A 20,580-nucleotide genomic window follows, 5' to 3' on the forward strand; every position below is an offset into this window, starting at 1 on the left:
GCAAAACTATAAGTGTGATTTTTTGATGTTGCATCAACTGTTTGTTTCACTGTTAAGTTTTTGCCTGCATCAAAGTTGACAGTTTTGCCGTTTTCAACCTCTGTTTCAGCAGCGGTTGAACTCGCCTCTAGATTACCTGTTGCATTCGCCTTGAATCCGTAATTATGAACAGAATCAGCCAGTGAACTTAAATCAATCACGGCTTTTTTGTTCGCCACTTTATTGCCTTTGCCATCTTCATACGTCATTTCAACTTGTTTCGTTGCAGCGTTGTATGTGTAATGAGTTGCCGAGTTTTGACCTTCAGCATCTTTTGTTGGAGCAATGTGGATTTCATTACTGCGTAAGGCTTCAGCCGTATTGTGTAAGTCAGAAACATTCACTGCAGCATTTGGTGTGCCAGTAGATGATGTGGCAACCTCTAATTTATTTAAGAAGTTATTTGCATCTTTATCCGCTGGAACAGTCACGTTTTTGATTGCTGAACCAATATTATTCACAATCATGGTGCCTGCAGTGGCGCTGCTGTTACCATCGTAGAATGATGCAATCACGTCTGATTTGTTTACAACCGCCCCTGTGCCATCTGCATTTTTAGTGAATTTATAGCCATTGCCATCTTTCACTTTGTAAACACGATTGCCTTGCTTGTCAGTATAAACCACAGGCGTTACCGCTTCTACAGTGTAAGTGGTTTCATCGCCAGCTTGATTGTCAGCTGAAGATACAATCACATTATCACCCGCCGCGACTTTCACTGCTGTTTTGGCAACTTGTTTCACCGCACTTTTTGTAACAGCGACTTCATAGGTTGCACCTTTTTTACCAAACTCGGTGTTTGCTTCACCTTCTTTTGGTGTAACGGTTGCAATGTTGTCGTCGCCTGTAGCGGCTTTCACTTTTTCAGTTGAAAGGCTTGCTTTGAGTTTGCCATCCTCCCCAACGGTAATGGTGTCACCATCGGTTTTAACGGTAACTTTATTGTCGCCATCCACTTCTAAGCCTTTGCCAACAGCTACATCATATTTCACGGTAGTGGTTTTGCCATCCATGTTGGTGACAGTTGCAGTTGTACCTGTGCCGTTTGCAAAGTTGACAGTGTCATAAGGTTTAACAAAGTCAATGTCGCTACCATTACCTTGAAGGTTCCAGCCTGCATTTAGCACATCACCCACAGTAGCTGCATTGGTTTTGGTTATAGATGTCGGCGCATCCTGTTTTTTAGTGATGGTTTTATCACCCTCAGTTGTATTGTACGTATCAGGAAGATTGCCCTTCACATTCGTGATGTGGTTGTCACCATTGCTTAAACCTGTGTTGGTTAGGGTAACATCTGGTTTTTTGGTTTCACCAGTTGCTGGAGTGGCTGCATTAATGGTAATGCCGCCATTGTCAACTTTGGTGCCACCTACCGTTATAGAGCCTGCGTTAGTTAGGTCTACATCATTGTTTAATGCAAAACTATAAGTGTGATTTTTTGATGTTGCATCAACTGTTTGTTTCACTGTTAAGTTTTTGCCTGCATCAAAGTTGACAGTTTTGCCGTTTTCAACCTCTGTTTCAGCAGCGGTTGAACTCGCCTCTAGATTACCTGTTGCATTCGCCTTGAATCCGTAATTATGAACAGAATCAGCCAGTGAACTTAAATCAATCACGGCTTTTTTGTTCGCCACTTTATTGCCTTTGCCATCTTCATACGTCATTTCAACTTGTTTCGTTGCAGCGTTGTATGTGTAATGAGTTGCCGAGTTTTGACCTTCAGCATCTTTTGTTGGAGCAATGTGGATTTCATTACTGCGTAAGGCTTCAGCCGTATTGTGTAAGTCAGAAACATTCACTGCAGCATTTGGTGTGCCAGTAGATGATGTGGCAACCTCTAATTTATTTAAGAAGTTATTTGCATCTTTATCCGCTGGAACAGTCACGTTTTTGATTGCTGAACCAATATTATTCACAATCATGGTGCCTGCAGTGGCGCTGCTGTTACCATCGTAGAATGATGCAATCACGTCTGATTTGTTTACAACCGCCCCTGTGCCATCTGCATTTTTAGTGAATTTATAGCCATTGCCATCTTTCACTTTGTAAACACGATTGCCTTGCTTGTCAGTATAAACCACAGGCGTTACCGCTTCTACAGTGTAAGTGGTTTCATCGCCAGCTTGATTGTCAGCTGAAGATACAATCACATTATCACCCGCCGCGACTTTCACTGCTGTTTTGGCAACTTGTTTCACCGCACTTTTTGTAACAGCGACTTCATAGGTTGCACCTTTTTTACCAAACTCGGTGTTTGCTTCACCTTCTTTTGGTGTAACGGTTGCAATGTTGTCGTCGCCTGTAGCGGCTTTCACTTTTTCAGTTGAAAGGCTTGCTTTGAGTTTGCCATCCTCCCCAACGGTAATGGTGTCACCATCGGTTTTAACGGTAACTTTATTGTCGCCATCCACTTCTAAGCCTTTGCCAACAGCTACATCATATTTCACGGTAGTGGTTTTGCCATCCATGTTGGTGACAGTTGCAGTTGTACCTGTGCCGTTTGCAAAGTTGACAGTGTCATAAGGTTTAACAAAGTCAATGTCGCTACCATTACCTTGAAGGTTCCAGCCTGCATTTAGCACATCACCCACAGTAGCTGCATTGGTTTTGGTTATAGATGTCGGTGCATCCTGTTTTTTAGTGATGGTTTTATCACCCTCAGTTGTATTGTACGTATCAGGAAGATTACCCTTCACATTCGTGATGTGGTTGTCACCATTGCTTAAACCTGTGTTGGTTAGGGTGACATCTGGTTTTCGGGTTTCACCAGCTACTGGGGTGGTCGCATTAATGGTAATGCCGCCATTGTCAACTTTGGTGTTACCCATTGTTATAGAGCCTGCGTTAGTTAGGTCTATGTTATTACTTAATGCAAAACTATAAGTGTGATTTTTCGATGTTCCATCAACTGTTTGTGTCACTGTTAAGTTTTTACCTGCATCAAAGTTGACGGTTTTGCCGTTTTCAACCTCTGTTTCAGCAGCGGTGGAACCCGTCTCTAGATGACCTGTTGCATTCGCTTTGAAGCCGTAATTATGAACAGAATCAGCCAGTGAGCTTAAATCAATCACAGCTTTTTTGTTCGCCACTTTATTGCCTTTGCCATCTTCATACGTCATTTCAACTTGTTTCGTTGTAGCATTGTATTTGTAATGGGTTGCCTCTTTACCCTCGGTCTTATCAGTCGTTGGGGCAATATGGATTTCATTACTACGCAATGCGTCAGCCGTATTGTGTAAGTCAGAAACATTTACCGCAGCATTTTGTGTACCTGTATCTGATGCAGCAACCTCTAATTTATTTAAGAAGTTATTTGCATCCTTACCCGCTGGAACAGTCGCATTTTTGATTGCCGAACCAATATTGTTCACAATCATAGCTCCTGCAGTGGTGCTATTATTGGCGTCGTAGAATGATGCAATTATCTCATCCTTATTGGTGACTTCTTCACCCTCGCCATTTGGTTTGGTATAGAATTTTTCTACGCCATCTTTCTTAAATTTATAAACACGATTGCCTTTCTTATCGGTATAAACCACAGGTGTTACGGCGTTCACGGTGTAAGTTTTTTTACCTGTTACTGCATCAGTATCCTCGTCAACTAACACATTGTCACCTGCTTTTACTACCGAGCCTAAAGTAGTAATAGCCTTTTTACCATCATTAGTAATATTGGATAAATCGTTTTTAGCAACACCTTTGATTACTGCTTTCGTATTTGTTACATCTTTATTGTTGCCGTCCGCATAGGTCATGGTAATGTTGCCGCTTGCATCAACAGTATATTCGTTGCCATCTGTTGTTGGCTTGATGTGTTTCTCATCTTCTAGATTTGCTACCTTGTGCGTTACGTCGGAGTTATCTCCACCTTTCGTCGTATAGGTGATGCGGTCGCCATCATTTTTAATGCTGATAGGGTTATTGCTCTCACCCAACTTAATTTCTTTTGTGTGAACGCTATCAAGGTCTTTCAAATTGCTATCCAAAGCAAAAGTAAAGTTGTTTGTGTTGGCTTCGCGTTTTAAACGTAGGTTTTTGCCTGCATTTAAACCTAGTGTTTCACCTGCTGCCATTGCAGTACCTTCAGATTCATTGGTTTTAGTTTCACCTGTAACCTTGTCATCTGAGTCTTTTGCTATGGTAAACCATTTGGCGTTATTAACCGCTTTTACTACAGTATCAACAGTAGCAAGTTTACCTGAATCAGTTTTTGACGGCTCTAGTGGGTTTTTATGAATTACAACTTGTCCTTTTTTGCTATTACCTTCTGTGCTTGTTACCGAATCTACGTCCCCAGTATTTGCAGCAAGCTTATTACCATCAGAGTCAATTTTTATTGTGGTGTTATCTACGTTTACATCATAGCTAATCGTTGCCCCTTCACTTGCTTCGGTCACAATATTTGCTTTAGTAGCCTTACCTGACTTAAAGTTGACGTAATCACCGGGATTGATTAAAGTCGGAGACAGTCCATTAGAGTATAAATTCCAACCTGTTTGATTGACTTTATCTGCCACATCATAAGCAGTAGCTAAGGCATGTTTATCAGCATCATTTCCTGTTGGTACAACAAAACGTCCCGTTGGGGTATTGTTACCTCCAGTTGTTTTAGTAGTTATGCCTGCATTTGATACATCAATTTTAGTAATAGCTTGTTTTTGTTCTGTTTGTATAGTTGCAGTTTTGGCATTAAATGTGAAATCTTTGCCATTGTGTACAACATCAATTGTGTTTGTATCGCTTAGGGTAAGGGTATCGCCACCTTTTACAGCTGTAGAAGTCGTTTCTGATCCTTCTTTAATATTCCATGCGGCAGCATCTTTTACCGCACTTTTTGTTACAGCCACTGTGTAGACGGCATTTGCGACACCTTTAGTGCTTCCAGATTTAACATCAACTTCAGCAATATTGTCCTCTACATCTTTTTTCTCAACAGATTCGATTGCTTGAGCTTGGGTTCTAGCTGCTAATTTTCCACCTTTGATTTCAAGTGTTTTATCATCAATATTCAATCCGACTGCATAATCAGGAGAATTTGGAGTGGTGGTTGTTTTTGTTACCGTAATAGGGCTACCACTTTTTGGCGATACACTTGCTTGCGTGTTGGTGTCTATTGCGTTAATGGTATAGTTGCCATCTTTGCTTGAAATAGTGACATTGTTCCCTGCGGTAAGACCTGTTACGTTAGCTTTTAATTTGATAGTAGATACGCCATCGGCATTTTCATTTGTCGGGGTGATGGTAATACCACTATTAGCATCTGTAGCAATATTTACTTTATTTCCAGGGTTTATTAAACCAACTTTATTGCCGTTTGCTTGTAAAATCCAACCGCTTGCATTGATGGCTTCAGCAACATTTTTTGCTTTGGCAAGCCAGTTGTCTTTAACTGTATCGTCAACATTAACCATGCCTGTGCCCGGTGTGCGGATAGTTGCAAAATTTGCTTCAAAGGTTAATTCTTTCCCATTGCGAGTTATTTTGATTGTGTCGCCACTATTGCCACCATCCTTGGCTTTAAATGTAACTATATCCCCGCCTTTTACGCTAGTGGCTTGATTATCAGTCTCTTTATTTGCCTTGATTTTCCATGCAGCTGCATCTTTGACTGCAGTTGTGTTCATGGTTACATTGAAGGTTGTTTTACGAACTCCATCTGTGGTTTCATCTTTTGAGTCGATAGTGATAGATTTATCTGGAGAGGTTACATTATATTTTACGATACCACCCACAACAGCCTTTAACTGCGCCACGTTGACAGCATCAGAATCTGCACTACCTGGTGCCAGATTGGTGAGTTGGCGAGTAGTGCTGTCGTTACCTAGGGAGACTGCACCAGCAGTACCTTTAATAGTATTTTTTACTCTTTCTAAGATTGATGAGTCATTGATTAATTTAACTGGGGCATAAACATCACTCACCGGGCTGTTATCCTTATCAGTAATATGATTTGATGATACGATGTTGCCTTGTGAGGTAATTGTGATGTTTTTACCATCTAATGCAGCTCGAGTAGATTTTGAACCTTGACCTAATGCTACGCCGCCTGCTGTGCTTACAGTTGCGCTAGTACCTACAGCAGTGCCGTTTTCAGCTTCCACCTTTGATGAGCTTCCTAGTGCGGTACCATTTGTTGCACTAACATTTGCACTTCGACCTAATGCAGAACCGTTTTCAGCTGTTTCTGTTACTTTACTGTGTGCCCCCACCGATGTTGCATTTTTTGCTAAGGCTTTTGCCGTATTACCTAGGGCTGACGAGTCCGCTTTATTAGCTTCTGATTCATTACCAAATGCAGAGGAGTATCCGCCTTCTGCCGTAGCTTTAGCTTGGGAGCCGAAGGCTACAGAGTGGTGAGATGCACTTGCTGTATTACCAATGGCAACCCCCTCACCTCCAGTTGTCGTAGTAGCATTCCCCAAAGCAATAGAGTTATTACCTGCTGCAATTGCTTTTTTACCAACGGCAATAGCTTGTTCATTTTTTGACTCGGATTCTGTACCAATAGCGATGCCATTATTTGCCGCAACATTTCCATTTGTTGCACCCACTTTAGCTCCATTACCTATCGCAATAGTACCCTCATTTTTTGCAATAGCGCCAGCACCAATAGAGGTTGCTTTTTCCCCAGAAGCTTGGGCTTGATCGCCAACAGCAATAGTAGAGTTAGCAGACGCATTTGCCATTTTACCTACAGCAAGCGCTGCCTTTGCTGTAGCGTTGGCGCTGGCTCCAATTGCAGCAGAATCTTGCCCCGTAGCTTTTGCGCCAACACCATCTTCTAATTCAGAATACTGCTTACCTTCCTTATTGGTTTTGATTGGTAGAGAGTCTATTGCAGCTCCACCTATAGCTAATGAAGATTGACCTGTAGCGTTCGCTTTTGTACCTATAGATGTTGAATAAGTATTTGTTGAGGATGCTTCTTTACCTAATGCTACAGCATAATCTTTTGTTGCGATAGCTCCTTTCCCTAAAGCTGTTGAATACGTCCCCTGTGCTTTAGCTCCTTCACCAAATGCAGATGCGTTTTCGTGATCAGCAATTGCTCCAGCACCTACGGCAGTTGCAAAATTGTTGATTGCTTGTGCATGTGCACCAATTGCAGTTGTTGCAACATGAGTAGCTTGGGCGTATGTACCTACTGCGACGCTAGATTGATTTGACGAATGGGTGACCTCTTTGCCGTTTTCAATTTTTAACTCAGCTCCTGAAGTTGCCTTATAACCAATTGCTACATCCTCATAAGCTCTTGCATTTGATTCTCCGCCAACGGCGACTGCATCGTGAGAAGCATTGCTTTGAATACCAAATACAATAGAACTATTATCTTTAGCGGTCCCTACTGTATTAGCAGATTGAGCCTGACCAGCAATAAGGATTCCAGAAACTGCCGATAAAACTACCGCACTTAATGTTTTACTTGATTTTGTTTTGCCTTTTGCTCGGCTAAGTTCGGAAACTGCAACCCATGTTTGTGTGATCGTATTCCAAATAACTTTATAGATATGATTCATATTGATAATCCTATATTAATTTAAATGCACGCTCTCGGGCGTGAGATAAGTGAAAAAATAAAGGCTCGGGAAAAGCGTATAAATACCTTTATATTGTTAAGGGAAATAAGAAATAACAGAATGTTTAAATTTCCACTCTGAAATTCCATCTTAAAAAGATTAAAACCTAAACCTAGAGCTCGTTAAGATTGTTAATAAGTGAAATGAATGTATTTTCTTTGATATGCTAAATGCAATATATGTGGTTAATAAATGATAGGCAACATTCCATGTTACATTATTAGGATGAGACATTTTTATTATTCTTAAAAAGAAAGGAACTTATCTGTCAAAGATAAATATAACTAAAAAATTAATGACTTCACTCCAATAAGTTAACTTGCCCATTAATAATCTAAACTAGGTAGAGACAAGTTAAAGATTGGATCGGATAGATATTCTACATGACATTAATGGAAATGAGAATAAGAAATCTATAAATTAATGTAAAGATTCGCTTTTTTAGATAACCTCCTACGGCATGAATGGATTTTATGCCCCCTCCCAATAATATGATATGAGTTAAACTGATGTTATTAAATTATCAAGCGAACTAAAAAATAACCGCACAATTAAAGTGCGGTTAATACTATCCTTATTTTTCTTTAGGTAAGCGCATCAAGGCGTAGATAAAGCCACCCCAAATAACGCCAAAAGCCACAATCATCATAATAATTGCACTCAAACTCATTTTACTCTCCTTTTTTTTCATCAAGGATTAATTGGGTATCATTTTTCCATTTTAAGCGAGAAAGCATAAACGCCACAATTAATAAACTGATAGCCATTCCCCAGCCAAAAATATTGACAAACCAGCTTGGGTATCCTTCATATCCTTCAGAGAAGACTTTGGCCCCCTCACTAAATAACATAAATGCTAAAATACCTGTGGTCAGCACAATACATAAACGCCAGAAAAAGCCCACTTTGAAAGAAGAGGTTTCATTTAAATGATCGCCCAATAACCCTAATTTTTCATTTGCCACAATTGCAATTAATGATACAAATGCAACAGCAACAATACCAAAATAGTTCACGAATTTGTCAAAGACATCCAACATTGGCAATCCTGTTGTCGTACCAAATAAGAGCACTGAAACCAGCATCATTGGCACACCCACGATAAAGGTTACTTTCACACGGCGAACACGCAGCTTATCTTGAATAGCAGAGATGATCACTTCAATAACAGAAATGAAAGAAGTCAATGCTGCAAACGTCAATGAACCAAAAAACAAGACACCTAATACTTCACCAAATGGTGCTTTGTTAATAATGGTTGGAAATGCAAAAAATGCTAAACCAATTCCGCCTTTCGCTACCTCACTTACTTCTTGGCCTTGTGCCGTTGCAATAAAGCCTAATGCAGCAAAAACACCTACGCCTGCTAACACTTCAAAACTACTATTTGCAAAACCTACTACTAATCCACTTCCGGTTAAATCTGATTCTTTTTTAAGATAAGAAGCATATGTCACCATAATTCCAAAACAAATTGAGAGAGAAAAGAATATTTGTCCATATGCGGCAATCCATACACTTGGATTCGATAGTTTTGACCAATCTGGTGTAAATAAAGCATCTAAGCCTTTTTCCGCACCAGGTAAAAATAAGGAATAAATAACCAAAGCCATAAACATAATGACTAACACCGGCATTAATACCGATGAAACTTTTGCAATGCCTTTTTGTACACCAAGTGAAAGTACACCAAGGGCAATAATCCACATCGCAATTAATGGGCCGGTGACCATTCCCACAAACTCAAAACTCACCCCATTTTTGATGTCGCCCATTTTCAGAAATTCACCGATGAAAAAATCGATCGGTTTATCTCCCCAAGCACCATTAATTGAGAAATAGGTGTAACTTGCAGCCCAGCCAAGCACAACGGCATAATATAAGCCAATGATGACATTCACCATCATTTGCCACCAGCCAAACACTTCAAAATGTGGACTAAAACGACGATAAGACAATGGTGCCCCACCACGGTGACGGTGCCCAATCGCATAATCTAAAAATAAAAGAGGAATCCCTGCAGTTAATAATGCAATAAGATAAGGGATAATAAAAGCGCCCCCACCATTTTCATAAGTGGTATAAGGGAAACGCCAAATATTACCAAGGCCCACCGCTGAGCCAATGGCAGCCATAATAAACGCGTTACGACCAGAGAAGGTTTCACGCTTTGGTGCAGATTGCGCCATAAATTGTTCCTATAAGTTAGAATGAAAGCTGTCAATATAATGAAATCTTGACATCAGTCAATAAAAGAGATGAAAGTGCGGTGAAATTTATACTAATTTTTGGTGAAAGTGCTTTCGTTTAAAAAAATGAGAAAACCGACAGCAATCGCTATCGGTTTTAGAATGGATTATTCAAGACTAAATGCACGGATGTAAGGTAACTTACCTTTTTCGAGCATATCATCAATGCCATTTTGGTAATTATTTGTACCTAGACCACGTAATTCTAAGGTAAAACCAATACCATGATCATAAAGCACAGAATCCTCATCTTGATGTTGACGGCTTGTCACATAGCGTCTTGCACCAATTCCGGCAGCCCAACAACAAGTGTTATATTGAATACCAAGATATTGTTCAACAGGTTTTTTAAGTGCGAGATCATGATAATATTTGCCCACAACCGACCAGTTATCTGAAACTTCCCATGCAGTAACAAGCCCTATCTGCTGAATATCTTGACGATAAGCATTTGCTGATCGCCCTAAATTTTGATCAATATAATTTTGACTAGCGTAACGATAATTTAATTGGATTAAATTATCCTTTGCAGGATTATATTCCAATGATGTATTCGCTAACGATGTTGCGTGCGTATTCGTATCATATTGATAACTGCCACGCCAACGCCAATGCTCACTCATTTTCCAGTTAGACTCTAAAGCCCAAGCTGATGACGATGTTGGCGTTTTATTTACGGGGTTATCATCAATACGTGAATCATTTAAATAATAAATTTGACCGGCTGATAAATTAAAGCGTTCATCACCCGTTTTATCATAAAAGCGAGTTGTTCCACCTAATGTCATTTGATTCGCAGAGGAGATTCTATCTAATCCACTGTAACGGCGATCACGGAAAAGCGAATAATAATCTTGCTGTACCAATGCGGAATCATAACCAAATCCTAAATAATCACTCGTACGTTGTTTTGAACCAATATTGCTTTGATCACGATAAGGGCGATATAAATATTGAATGTGTGGTTCAAAAGTTTGAGTGTAATCTTTTAAGAAAGTGGTGTCCCGAGCTAATACAGTTTGTAAATCAAGCTTAAATTGTGGAATGACACGATTTATGTTTTTCTGAACCTCTTCCGCATTCACTCCAGAACCCTTTTTCTGTTCATAACGTGTGCCATAAAGTTTAGTTTCTACTTTCAAGCCACCATATTCATTTGACATTGATGAAGCTAAACTTGGTTCAATGTGAAAACGCCATGCCGTTGGCATAAGATCACTGTCATTATCAAAACGTACAGCTTGAGAATACCATTTAAAATCTAACCATCCATTAGCTAAATCATGTTTGTAATAATTAAAGTCCATTTGTGGCATCGCACGATAAGGACCAATAGATAGATTTTCATCAAAAACTTGGAACTGGCGCGCTGAAAGCGAGAAATTATAATTAGGTTTATAGTAAGCGATTCGCGCATACTGATCTGCATAGCCATCTGTGCTGCTACCGTATTGTGAATCAAAGTCATTAAAGTAACGTTTATCACTCACTCGAGTATAATTTACATTAAAACGCCAGTTTTCTAAGAAGCTTGAACTGTGATTCCAATAGAATAAATGGCGTTTACGCTTATCACTAATATATTCATCATAACGATCACGGCCTAGATATTCTCCTGCAACTTTTCCTTCCCCTATAGAGGTTAAATAGCGAAATTCACCATTTAATTGCCAACCACGATGCGACATGTATTTAGGCGTAACCGTCATATCGTAATTCGGTGCAATATTCCAATAAATCGGTTGCATATACCAGAAGCCATCACGGCTAGATGAGCCGCCACTTGGAATCAATAATCCCGAACGACGGCGATCACCAATTGGTAATTGCAAATAAGGGGTATAAAAAACAGGCACGCCATGCACTTTAAAACGCGCATGCCACATTTCAGCATATTCTTCTTTTACATATTGACGGATTTCTGATGCATCTACCGCCCAGGCATTATCACCTCGTAAACAAGAGGTAAATGTTGCATTTTTCATTACACGGTAATCATTTTGTAAATTGATATGTTCTGCCTTGCCTCTTCCTTGTCGCCCAACCAATTCATAATCCGCATTTGTGGCATGGCCGTCATGGCTATCTAAATTAAAATCAGCATTTTTCCCCAGCATATTAAGTTGATTATCTTTATAATCAAATCCACCTCGTATATAGGCAAAACGCTGTGGAGCTTGATGATTCCCCGATTGTTTCACTTCAACAGAATCAGCCATTAAATGGCGGTTTCCCTGTCTAACATCTACGTTACCTTGATATACGGCCTGTGTAGGCTGATTAATCTCTGCATCATCAGCCTCAATATAGACGGGTAAGGTATTTAAGTCCCCCTGTACCACTTCGCCAGTAAAGTGTGGTACCCCCATTAAACATTGATCACGTAAATCCGCCATACTTTGCTGACTGTAAAGTGCGGTGAAAATAGCAAGAGAAACTAAGGTTTGATTTTTATTCATAATGCCGTTCTGCTGTAAAAAAGTGCCTACGATTATACGGGAAAAATGTGTTTCCGAATATTATTAACGATAACGATCTAAAAATTTGTAATACTGCACACCAATCTTTGTTGCAAGATCTTTGATAATTCGACCACCATAAACAGAAGGGACTTTCAGACTTTCAAAAATAGATAAGCGTTCATCATCACCTAAAATCGCCTCGGCTACAATTCGTCCCGCAAGACCAGTCAAAGCCACACCATGACCAGAATAACCATGGGCAAAATAAATGTGCGGAGAAATGCGACCAAAATGGGGCGTTGAATTTAACGTCATATCAATCGGGCCGGCCCAGCCATAATCGATTTTTACATTTTCAAGTTGCGGAAATACGCGCAACATATTTTTCCGCATAATCGCGACCATATCTTTTTCTGAGCTAGAATCACTACCAAAGAGCAAGCGATTGTCAGCACTTAAACGATAATAGTCTAATAATAAATTATTATCGCACACCGACATGCCATTATTAATAACAGAATCAGCAACCGCTTGGCTTAACGGCTCTGTGGCGATAATAAAACTTTCTACAGGTAATATTTTACGATTAATTCCGTGGTGAATAGATTTCGGGAGCGCATCAATATAAGCATTGGTGGCTAAAATAACGTCTTGAGAAATCACCGCACTTTTAGCTGTTTTAACCTCAACGCAACCATTTTTCTCAACCATATCCACTACAGGAGATTGTTCAAAAATCTGAACGCCAAGATCGACACAAGCTTTCGCTAAACCTAAGCAATAATTAAGTGGATGCAAATGCCCTGAGTTACTATCAAATAAGCCGCCCACATAAATATCACTGCCTAAGTGCTGTTTTAATTTAGCTTTATCCCAAAGTTGCATATTCTGATAGCCAAAATTCTCATGACTTTCTTTTTCAATTTCAATTAAGTCATTCATTCGGCGTTCATTTAATGCCAATGTGGCATAGCCTTTTTTCCAATCGCATTGAATGCCATATTTTTCAATACGTTCATCAATAATATCAATGGCCTCTAATGACATATTCCAAAGTTTATGCGCTTTATCTTCGCCAACTTGTTTAACGTATTCATCAATGCCTTCTTCAAAGCCATTAATTGCCTGCCCACCACTACGGCCAGAAGCACCAAATCCTACTCGAGCGCCCTCTAATACAATAACTTTTTTTCCTTTCTCCGCCAGTTCTAATGCCGCAGATAAACCAAAAAAGCCAGCCCCGATCACACATACATCAGCATGTTCAATTTGAGTGAGCGGTGGGAATTGAAAATCTTGGTTACGAGAGTCGAAATAATAAGAGCGAACGTGTTCTTGATAGGCAAAATTAAGCATAAAAAATCTCTTAGGAAAAAATTGGCAAAATCTTACCCCGAAAGGGAAATATGTCAAACCTTTTACAAAAAAAATGCTATACTGCGCGCGCGCAAAATTTGTGCGTTTTATGATGAACGATAACCCTCGGAGGTCAATAAATTGAAAAAATTCTTTGCTCACTCACTCAAAAATCTTTTCCTTTCCACCACCGCACTTTTCGCGGCTTCCGCTTTTGCCAATAACAAACTTTACGTCTATAACTGGACAGACTATGTACCTTCTGATTTAGTCGCACAGTTCTCTAAAGAAACTGGCATCGAGGTAATTTATTCTACCTTTGAAAGCAACGAAGAAATGTACGCGAAACTCAAACTTACTCAGAATACTGGCTCTGGCTATGATTTGGTGTTTCCATCAAGTTACTACGTAAATAAAATGATTAAGGAAAAGATGCTTCAACCGATTGATCAAAGTAAATTGACCAATATTCATCAAATTCCTAAACATTTATTAAACAAAGAATTCGACCCAGAAAATAAATATTCATTACCTTATGTTTACGGCTTAACAGGTATTGAAGTTAATGCTGATGAGATTGATCCTAAAACCATCACCAGCTGGGCAGATTTATGGAAACCTGAATTTAAAGGCAAAGTTCTCATGACCAGTGATGCGCGTGAAGTGTTCCACGTAGCATTATTACTTGATGGTAAATCGCCAAATACTACTAATGAAGAAGACATCAAAACAGCTTATGAACGTTTAGAAAAACTTTTACCAAATATAGCGACCTTTAACTCTGACTCGCCAGAAGTCCCTTACGTACAAGGTGAAGCTGCAATTGGTATGATTTGGAATGGTTCTGCTTATTTAGCACATAAAGAAAATCCATCTCTCCAATTTGTGTATCCAAAAGAAGGGGCTATTTTCTGGATGGATAACTATGCGATTCCAACTACAGCAAAAAATGTTGAAGGCGCGCATAAGTTCATTGACTTCTTACTTCGTCCAGAAAATGCCAAAGTTGTGGTAGAACGCATGGGCTTTTCTATGCCAAATGAAGGAGTCAAAGCATTACTCAGCCCAGAAGTTGCCAACGATCCTAAACTATTTCCACCAGCATCAGAAATAGAAAAAGGGATTATGCAAGGTGATGTTGGTGAAGCTGTCGATATTTATGAAAAATATTGGAGCAAATTAAAAACCAATTAATTTCTTAATTTAAAAAAAAAGTGCGGTGAAAATTCACCGCACTTCTTGTATCAGAAAAGAAAATACTTAAAGAATAAAACGACTCAAATCTTCATTTTCAACAACGTCATTTAACGCTTCAGAAACATATTTTTCATCTATCACAATTTTCTCCCCCGCGCGTTCACTTGCGTCAAAAGAAATCCCGTCCATTAAACGCTCTAATACAGTATGTAAACGACGAGCACCAATATTCTCCGTTTTTTCATTCACTCTAAACGCTGATTCTGCAATCTTACTAATACCATCTTGAGTAAACTCAACTTCCACACCTTCTGTTTTTATTAACTCACGATATTGCAATGTAAGTGATGCATTTGGCTCAGTTAAAATACGCTCAAAATCTTCTTTCGTCAGGGATTTCAATTCCACTCGGATTGGCAAACGACCTTGTAATTCTGGCAATAAATCAGATGGACGTGCTATTTGAAATGCACCAGAACAAATAAATAAAATATGATCCGTTTTTACCATACCATGTTTAGTATTCACACTAGAACCTTCGATAATCGGTAATAAATCACGTTGTACGCCCTCACGCGAAACATCACCACCTGAGTGCTCACCTTTTTTACAAATCTTATCAATTTCATCAATAAAGACGATACCGTTTTGTTCTACCGCATCAATAGCTTGTTGCTTAAGCTCTTCTGGATTGATGAGCTTTGCCGCCTCATCATCAATTAAAACTTTCAACGCCTCTTTAATCTTCATTTTGCGTTTTTTAGTCTTCTCGGTACCTAAATTTTGAAAAAGCGACTGCAATTGACTTGTCATCTCCTCCATACCTGGAGGTGCCATAATTTCTACCCCCATTGATACTCCAGCAGATACATCAATTTCAATTTCTTTATCATCTAACTGCCCTTCACGTAGTTTTTTACGGAAGATTTGACGCGTACTAGCATTGTCAGAATCCTGCACATTTCCCCACTGATCTTTTGCTGGAGGAAGTAACACATCTAAAATACGATTTTCTGCAGCATCTTGTGCACGCATACGATTTTTTTCTACCGCTTGTTGACGAACCAACTTCAGGGAAACATCCGTAAGATCTCGGATAATAGAATCTACTTCTTTACCGACATACCCCACTTCAGTAAATTTGGTCGCTTCTACTTTGATAAATGGTGCATTAGCAAGTTTCGCTAGGCGACGTGCAATTTCTGTTTTACCTACGCCTGTTGGACCAATCATTAAAATATTTTTAGGCGTTACTTCTTGACGAAGTTCTTCAGTTAACTGCATACGGCGCCAGCGGTTACGCAATGCTATCGCCACTGCACGTTTAGCCTCATTTTGTCCAATAATATGTGCATCTAATTCAGAAACGATTTCACGAGGGGTCATTGACATAAATTATCCTTTATATAATGAAAATGTAGGAGAAATGCTTTTATTAACATGGATCACCATTTCATATTTGTATATGAAATGCGCTTTTCACACCTACATGAGTAAGTTTATACTTCTTCAATAACGTGGTTATGATTACTGTAAATATCGATATCACCCGCTATTTTTAGCGCTTCCGCGACGATTTCTTTTGCCGTTAAATCATTTTTAGTTCTAAGCAAGGCAAGTGCAGCAGCTTTTGCGTAGTTACCACCAGAACCGATAGCCAACACATCAAACTCGGGCTCAATTACATCACCAGAACCTGATACAAGTAAAAAATCGCTGTCATTTGCTACAATCATCATGGCCTCTAGTTTGCGTAATGAGCGCTCTGTACGCCACTCTTTTGCCAACTCCACCGCAGATTTAACTAAATGTCCTTGATGCAATTCTAATTTTTTCTCAAATAAGTCTCGTAAAATAAAAGCATCAGCAGTAGAACCAGCAAAACCGGTCACTACTTTATCTTTATATAAACGGCGCACTTTACGTACACTTCCTTTTTCCACGCAGTTACCAAGTGTTGCTTGTCCATCTCCACCAATTGCCACTTTGCCATTTTTACGAACACATACAATCGTTGTCATTGTTCTATCCTTTATTAAATAAAAGTTTTTCGTTATATGGTGATGAATTATCAGAATTCAAGTTAAAATATATTGTATATTTATTCATCAAAAGAAATTAAAAAATGTGATCATGATCATATTTTAACATCGAAAACGATTGCTTCTAATTGATTGACGCAATAAAAAGCGTATTATGACGCAGATTTTAAACCCAACCTAGAAGGATTCTCTATGAAAAATTTAATGAAATTATCTTTAGTGGCATTGTTAACTGCCGCTGCGATTCCCGCCATGGCTGGCAAAACTGAACCTTATACACAATCTGGTACAAATGCGCGTGAAATGTTGCAAGAGCAACCAATTCACTGGATTTCAGTAGATCAAATTAAAAAAGAATTAGAAGGTAAAGGCCCAATTAATGTCAGCTTTGATATTGATGATACCGTACTTTTCACCAGCTCTTGTTTCTATTATGGTCAACAAAAATATTCTCCAGGTAAACAAGACTATTTGAAAAACCAAGATTTCTGGAATGAAGTTAACGCAGGTTGTGATAAATATTCCATTCCAAAACAAATCGCTGTTGATTTGATCAAAATGCACCAAGAACGCGGAGACCAAATTTATTTTATTACAGGTCGTACTGCAGGGAACGTGGATGGTGTAACACCTGTATTACAAAAAGCGTTTGATATTAAAAATATGCACCCTGTTGAATTTATGGGCGGACGTGAACGCACAACTAAATACAACAAAACCCCGGGCATTATTGCGCATAAAGTTAGCATTCACTATGGCGACAGCGATGATGATGTATTAGCAGCTAAAGAAGCGGGTATTCGTGGTATTCGTTTAATGCGTGCAGCAAACTCAACTTATCAACCAATGCCGACTTTAGGTGGCTACGGTGAAGAAGTGTTAATCAATTCAAGCTATTAATTGACCGCACTTTAACAACAAAAAAGGCAAGTTAGGATTCCTAGCTTGCCTTTTGTTTTACCACTTAATTAGTGTTTAGTTTGATCTTCTTCAGATTTTTCTTCTGCATTTTCTGCTTGTTGACGATTCATATATTCAACAAACAATGCATCAAAGTTTACTGGAGATAAATTCAATGCAGGGAACGTACCACGATTTACTAGGTTAGATACTAATTCACGCGCATAAGGGAAAAGCATATTCGGGCATTGAGAAGTTAAACAATGCGCCATTTGAACATCTTCTAAACCGCTAATAGTGAATACGCCCGCTTGTTTTACTTCACAAATAAATGCGACATCACCACTATCTTCAAGTGTAGTTTCAACAGAAATGTTTAATACCACTTCATATAAGTCATCACCAACTTGGGTTGTTTCTGTGCTTAAATCAAAACCAAGTTTTGGTTTCCATTCTTGTTGGAAAATATGTGGAAGATTTGGTGCTTCAAAAGACACGTCTTTCACATAAATACGTTGAATTTGAAGAACAGGTTGTTGTTCTTCTGTTGCTGCAACGTCTTGTTTTTGTTCTGACATTTTCTATTCCTTATTATTTATGTTTTTTAACTAAAGGTAAATTTGCCGCCGCCCATGCAGAAATGCCTTCTTTTAACACAAATACACGGTTAAAACCTTGTTTCGCTAAAAGTGTAGCTGAAGCTGGTGCGGAAACACCGTTAATATCTACTAACACAATTGCTTTTTCTTTGTGTTGTTCAATTTTACCGATGTTTTGATTTTTAATTTCGCTTGGAAGTAAATTAATACTATCGATGATATGACCACGTTGAAATTCTTCAAGGCTACGTAAATCCACCACCATGGCTTCATCCGCGTTGATTAAACGAATCACCTCATTGTGAGTGATGACTTTAAATTTACTCGTTGCGCCTTTATAGAAGGTATAAATCACCATCACGAAAATCGCAAACCAAGAAACCGCTAAAAGAGTATGTTTTTGAGCAAACTCTGTTGCCATTGGGATAAATTCTTGCATTGTTTTCTCTACTAATCAAGTACGTCAAAATAGGGCTCAAGTATAACCGCACTTGGGTTATCTTTCAAAAAAATTCTTATGAACGTTAAACACCTTGAATTATACCTCTACAACTAAACTAGAAATAACTGTACTTTTGACTACAATTTATTGATCCATGTTATGGAATCGATACCTATTTGTTGCTATATTAGTCGCTGTTTTAACAAATAAAACAAAGATGTTTTTTTAATTAACTTAGGGGGCAGTATGTCTGCAATGTTCTTACTACAATTTGCCATCGTATTATTGTGTATCTTTGTGGGTGCACGTGTAGGTGGTATCGGTTTAGGTGTATTTGGTGGTTTAGGCCTTGCTATTCTTTCTTTTGGCTTTGGTCTAAAACCAGCAGGTTTACCTATTGATGTTATGTTTATGATTATGGCTGTAGTGGCAGCGGCAGCAGCAATGCAAGCAGCTGGCGGTTTAGACTACATGATCAAAATCGCAACCAAAATCTTACGTCGTAATCCTAAACACATTACATTTATCGCTCCAGCAGTAACTTGGTTATTCACTTTCTTAGCGGGTACTGGCCATGTAGCATATTCTGTATTACCAGTTATCGCTGAAGTGAGCCGTCAAAACGGTATCCGTCCAGAACGTCCAATGTCAATGGCGGTAATCGCATCACAATTTGCTATCGTAGCAAGCCCTATTGCGGCAGCTGTTGTAGCGGTCGTGGCTTACCTTGAACCTCAAGGCATCCATCTTGGCGACGTATTGATGGTAACTATTCCTTCAACCATCTTAGGTATTTTTATTGCTTGTTTATTTGTAAACAAAATGGGTAAAGAATTAAAAGATGATCCGGAATATCAACGTCGTTTAAATGATCCAAAATATGCAGATACTTTTGCTTCTACCACTTCAGTCAAAGAAGTAGAAGTGAGCAAAACAGCTAAAATTTCTGTTTCTTTATTCTTATTTGGTTCATTACTTGTTGTAATCATGGGTGCGGTTCCATCTTTACGTCCAGTATTTGATGGTAAACCAATGGGGATGGCACACACTATCGAAATCATTATGTTAGCGATTGGTGCGTTAATTATCTTAACTTGTAAACCAGATGGCACTGAAATCACTAAAGGTTCTGTATTCCACGCAGGTATGCGTGCAGTAATTGCAATCTTCGGTATTGCATGGTTAGGCGATACATTGATGCAAGCGCACATGACTGAAGTGAAAGAAATGGTGAAAGGCTTAGTTGAAACTGCGCCATGGGCATTTGCTTTCGCGCTATTTGTACTTTCAGTATTAGTAAACAGCCAAGGTGCAACAGTAGCGACATTGTTCCCACTTGGTATCGCATTAGGTATCCCAGCGCCAGTATTAATCGGTGTATTTGTGGCAGTAAATGGTTACTTCTTTATTCCTAATTACGGTCCAATCATTGCATCCATTGACTTCGATACTACGGGCACAACCAAAATTGGTAAATATATTTTAAACCATAGCTTTATGATTCCTGGTTTATTAAGCATGCTTTTCTGCTTATTAATCGGTTTAGGTCTTTCTCACATTCTTCTTTAAGATGTGATTCAATAACAATCCTCCTATATATTGAATTTTGCTTATCAGATTTATTCATTATATAGTGAGGATTTTTCTATTTATCATTCACTTAAACTATTTCCCGTCATACAAATAGCATATAACTTTTATAACCAAACTTTGAGTA

At 38.9% G+C, this 20,580-nt stretch carries 12 protein-coding genes; 3 read left to right on the forward strand and 9 right to left on the reverse strand.

Annotated elements, in window-relative coordinates:
• The 5 genes from KKW16_RS07890 to KKW16_RS07910 all read right to left on the reverse strand — a co-directional run.
• Nucleotides 1-7,556 (reverse strand): ESPR-type extended signal peptide-containing protein (locus tag KKW16_RS07890; protein ID WP_215768165.1); only part of this gene is annotated, 7,556 nt, incomplete at its 3' end.
• A gap of 634 nt (nucleotides 7,557-8,190) precedes the next feature.
• Entirely contained in the window at nucleotides 8,191-8,286 is a 96-nt protein-coding gene (locus KKW16_RS07895) for a methionine/alanine import family NSS transporter small subunit (RefSeq protein ID WP_215768166.1), read from the reverse strand.
• A 1-nt stretch (nucleotide 8,287) separates the two neighbouring features.
• Entirely contained in the window at nucleotides 8,288-9,805 is a 1,518-nt protein-coding gene (locus tag KKW16_RS07900; RefSeq protein WP_048952906.1) for a sodium-dependent transporter, read from the reverse strand.
• Nucleotides 9,806-9,972: 167 nt separating this feature from the next.
• A complete protein-coding gene (gene lptD / locus KKW16_RS07905) occupies nucleotides 9,973-12,324 on the reverse strand; it encodes an LPS assembly protein LptD (protein WP_215768167.1) in 2,352 nt (783 codons plus the stop codon).
• A gap of 63 nt (nucleotides 12,325-12,387) precedes the next feature.
• Nucleotides 12,388-13,683, reverse strand: a complete 1,296-nt coding sequence (locus KKW16_RS07910) for an NAD(P)/FAD-dependent oxidoreductase (protein WP_215768168.1) — start codon at nucleotides 13,681-13,683, stop codon at nucleotides 12,388-12,390.
• 141 nt (nucleotides 13,684-13,824) lie between these two features.
• Here KKW16_RS07910 and KKW16_RS07915 point away from each other — a divergent pair, with 141 nt between their 5' ends.
• Entirely contained in the window at nucleotides 13,825-14,877 is a 1,053-nt protein-coding gene (locus KKW16_RS07915; RefSeq protein WP_118777115.1) for an extracellular solute-binding protein, read from the forward strand.
• A gap of 66 nt (nucleotides 14,878-14,943) precedes the next feature.
• Here the strand turns inward: KKW16_RS07915 and hslU are convergent, their stop codons facing one another.
• Both hslU and hslV read right to left on the reverse strand, forming a co-directional pair.
• Nucleotides 14,944-16,272: an ATP-dependent protease ATPase subunit HslU gene (gene hslU / locus KKW16_RS07920; RefSeq protein ID WP_065264913.1), complete on the reverse strand. Its 1,329-nt coding sequence runs from the start codon at nucleotides 16,270-16,272 to the stop codon at nucleotides 14,944-14,946.
• Between the two features lie 107 nt (nucleotides 16,273-16,379).
• A complete protein-coding gene (hslV, locus tag KKW16_RS07925) occupies nucleotides 16,380-16,901 on the reverse strand; it encodes an ATP-dependent protease subunit HslV (protein WP_140578065.1) in 522 nt (173 codons plus the stop codon).
• 213 nt (nucleotides 16,902-17,114) lie between these two features.
• Between hslV and aphA the strand changes: the two genes are divergently transcribed.
• Entirely contained in the window at nucleotides 17,115-17,822 is a 708-nt protein-coding gene (gene aphA, locus KKW16_RS07930; protein WP_215768169.1) for an acid phosphatase AphA, read from the forward strand.
• 68 nt (nucleotides 17,823-17,890) lie between these two features.
• Here the strand turns inward: aphA and secB are convergent, their stop codons facing one another.
• Nucleotides 17,891-18,400 carry a protein-export chaperone SecB gene (gene secB / locus KKW16_RS07935; RefSeq protein ID WP_215768170.1) on the reverse strand — a complete coding sequence of 170 codons (510 nt, stop codon included), beginning with the start codon at nucleotides 18,398-18,400 and terminating at the stop codon, nucleotides 17,891-17,893.
• A gap of 13 nt (nucleotides 18,401-18,413) precedes the next feature.
• On the reverse strand, nucleotides 18,414-18,860 hold the full coding sequence (locus KKW16_RS07940) for a rhodanese-like domain-containing protein (RefSeq protein ID WP_215768171.1): 447 nt from the start codon (nucleotides 18,858-18,860) through the stop codon (nucleotides 18,414-18,416).
• Nucleotides 18,861-19,109: 249 nt separating this feature from the next.
• Here KKW16_RS07940 and KKW16_RS07945 point away from each other — a divergent pair, with 249 nt between their 5' ends.
• Nucleotides 19,110-20,432, forward strand: a complete 1,323-nt coding sequence (locus KKW16_RS07945) for an anaerobic C4-dicarboxylate transporter (RefSeq protein WP_065264918.1) — start codon at nucleotides 19,110-19,112, stop codon at nucleotides 20,430-20,432.
• The last annotated feature ends 148 nt before the right edge of the window (nucleotides 20,433-20,580 follow it).

This window comes from Haemophilus sp. SZY H8 (genome assembly GCF_018829755.1).
GTDB classification, from domain to species: Bacteria; Pseudomonadota; Gammaproteobacteria; order Enterobacterales; family Pasteurellaceae; genus Haemophilus; species Haemophilus haemolyticus_K.